Here is a 2914-nt window from a genome sequence, read left to right on the forward strand (position 1 = left end):
CTCCAGACCCGGCCGCGGCCTCACGACCTCCCAGGCCGTAGCCGAGCTCCAAGTCCTCCTCACCTGCTGGGCAGGAACATGCCCCACCTGCCGAAGACCCTGGACCCGACACGACACACTCACCCCAACCTAGCCAAGCCCTACTAGCCAGTGGTCGTGTGCCGCGGCGAACGGATATCCCGGCATGTTCGTCGAACGACGAAGGAAGCAGACGTTGAACGTCAAGCTCAGTGGGCGGGCCGCGCAGCAGTGGGCGCCACCACGTCAAGCCTGGGGCGCTCCCTTCCGCTGCAGTAAGGGTGGTCAGCCCGTCCGGACCAGGAAGCGCTGATCGTCCGCGCCCGTACAGGGCTCCTCGATCGCCTCGGCCCCCTCGACGGTGTCGTCGTCGACCAGGCCGAGGCAGCGGCTGCTGTGGGCCGGGCGGATCCGGAATCCCTCGGTCTTATCAGCGCTGACGGGTTCCAGGCGGAACAGGGTGGCGTGGGCACAGTCGTTCCGAGGTTCGAGCATTCCCTTGACCTCGCCGGTGCTCATGACCGTCAGGCACCCCTTGCCCTCCTGAGGGTGGTGCCACTGGATTCGGTACAGACTCTCGCCGGCCGGTTCGAGGTAGGTGCGCGGCACGGTGATCTGGGCGCAGGGAAGCTGGACCGCGACGGCGTGGTCGTAGGCGCCGTCGCGGTCGCGTCCGTCGGTCAGGCAGAGGTCGGGCGTACGGGCGGGGCGGATGGTGACCCAGCCGCCGGCGGGAGATCCCTCTGTGTTGGGATCGGAGTTGTCGGGGATCAACCCCCAGGCCAGTACGGCGAGCAGTGGGACGATGAGTGTGGACGCGAGCGCGACTGTGCGGCCCTTGAACCGGCGTGGCTGAATACCCGCGACTTCTGCGTTCTGCGGTTGAGGCCGACGCTCGAGGTGCGGCGGCCGGTCCTCGTCCGGCTGACCGCTCGTGCTGCCCGCGGGTGCCGTTGCGGGCGCGTCGGGGGTGCGTGCGGCAATCCGGTCCCTGGCGTCCAGCCAGAGATCGACCCGCTGTCCCTCCCCGCAGGCGCGCACGAACGCGGCCAGCATCTCCGGCCGCGGCAGGTTCGTCCGTCGCAGGACGTCGGACAGTGTGCTGCGCGCGAGCACGTCACCGTTCCGGGCTGCCCGCTCCTCCAGTTCGCGATAGGTCAGCCCGGAACGCTCCTTGAGCTGCCGCATCGATGCGATGAAGCCGACAGCGTCCTGCGCCTCGTAAGGCGACGACTCCCCCTGGTTCTCCATGAGCGCCAGTGTGCTGTGACCATGACATGCGAGGCAACGGCCGATTCCGCCGTGTTCGCTCTTGGCGGGCGCAGGAGGCAGCATCCGCCTGATCGAAGGTGCTTCCCTGCCCTCCCTGGACCGGCGTCGTTCGGGTGGGTGCTCAGTATTGGAAGGTGTTCTGGTCGCAGTGGCGATCGGTGCCGTACGCGCCGTTACGCAGGCACACTCGCAGGGTGTAGGTGCCCCTCATCGGGCTGTACGAGCCGTCGATGCACTTCCCGCTGCCTTGCGAGGCGTGCAGGGTATGGACGTTTCCGTTCGGCATCGTGAGGTGGGAGACCGTGCGCAGGCCGTCCGGCGTTCCCTGGTCGCAGGTGAGCTGCTTCAGGCTGGTGCCCGTCGTCACGGTGCTGTAGCCCCAGCCTCCGCTGGGCGATTCGTAGGAGAACGTGATCCACTGCTCTGCGGCATGCGCGGGTGATGCGGCAAGGGCCGTGGCTGCTGCGATGGCCACAGCGGCAGCGGCCGTCGAAGCCGGGCGGCGCAGTCTCATGTGCCTTACTCCTTATACCTCTGGGCGGACGTATCCGGGATCCCAGACTGTTGGTCATGCCCATGACAGTCAGCTGGGCTCGGTCATCCGCTGACGGGAACCACTGCCGCGGAGGCAGTGCTCGCCGAGCTTGCTGGCCCAGGGCCGATCACGACAAGAGCAGCAGGCCGTCCCGGACACTCCGCTGCTGTCCGGCCTGGTCACAGCCTTGTCCGGGTTTGGGGCCGGACCTCCTCCGAGACCGGGCAGGTCGTACGCCGACGCCTGCGGCACGTCCGCGTACGCCACCGTTGAACGGCCGTTCAACGGCTGCCCGTCCCGCGCAGTGCGTGGCGCTGGACGATCCGAGAGACGTCACGCATGGTGATGATGCCCACCAGGTTCGGTCCGTCGGTGACGAGGATGCACATGTCACTGACCGGGCGGAGCCTTTCGAGCACGTCGTCCAGGAGGTCGTCCGGCGCGCAGGTCGTGCACTGCGACAGGGGGGTCGCCACGTCACGCACGCGCTGTGTCCCCCGCTGCGGCGCGGGGATCCTCGCGAGCCGCGGCAGGGCGAGCAGGCCGCTGGGGCGCCCTTCGAAGTCGATCAGTGCCAGCATCGAATGGCGGGCGCGCAGGGCCACCTCCTCGACGCAGCGTTCCACGGTCCACCAGTCCGGGCAGGTCTCCACCGGACTCGACATGGCATCGGCGGCTCGCACGCCGCGCAGGGCCGGGGCGAGTGCGGCGCGTCGGCGTTCCGCGCCGGCGACGATCAGGACGAACAAGCCGAGGAGCATCAGCCACAGACCGCTCAAGGCGCCGCGCAGGAGGGAGATCCAGCCGACGGCGATCATCAGGATGCCGAGGACCTGGCCGCTGCGTGCGGCTGCTCGTTCGGCCCGGTCGCGGTCGCCGGTACGCCACCACATCAGCGCCTGTACCACCCGCCCTCCGTCCAGCGGTGCGGCCGGCAGCAGATTGAACACGCCCAGGACGAAGTTCACCCACCCGAGCCAGACCAGGACGGCCGACGGCACCACCCAGCCGGACAGCGCGCCCAGCCCGATGCCCGCCCCGAGCGCGGCCGCACCGCTGGACGGAGGGCGGGTGGTACAGGCGCTGATG

General features: G+C 69.2%; 3 protein-coding genes. All 3 read right to left on the reverse strand.

From position 1 onward, the window contains the following. Positions 1–303 precede the first annotated feature (303 nt). On the reverse strand, positions 304–1269 hold the full coding sequence (locus tag StrepF001_RS44905; protein ID WP_129803829.1) for an XRE family transcriptional regulator: 966 nt from the start codon (positions 1267–1269) through the stop codon (positions 304–306). A 142-nt stretch (positions 1270–1411) separates the two neighbouring features. After that, positions 1412–1804 (reverse strand): hypothetical protein, encoded by a 393-nt coding sequence (locus tag StrepF001_RS44910; protein WP_129803830.1) that lies wholly within the window; start codon positions 1802–1804, stop codon positions 1412–1414. A gap of 302 nt (positions 1805–2106) precedes the next feature. Then, positions 2107–2914 (reverse strand): site-2 protease family protein (locus StrepF001_RS44915; protein ID WP_129803831.1); only part of this gene is annotated, 808 nt, incomplete at its 5' end.

Origin of the sequence: Streptomyces sp. F001, assembly GCF_004187715.1 — a bacterium.
In the GTDB taxonomy this organism is placed as follows: domain Bacteria; phylum Actinomycetota; class Actinomycetes; order Streptomycetales; family Streptomycetaceae; genus Streptomyces; species Streptomyces flavusporus.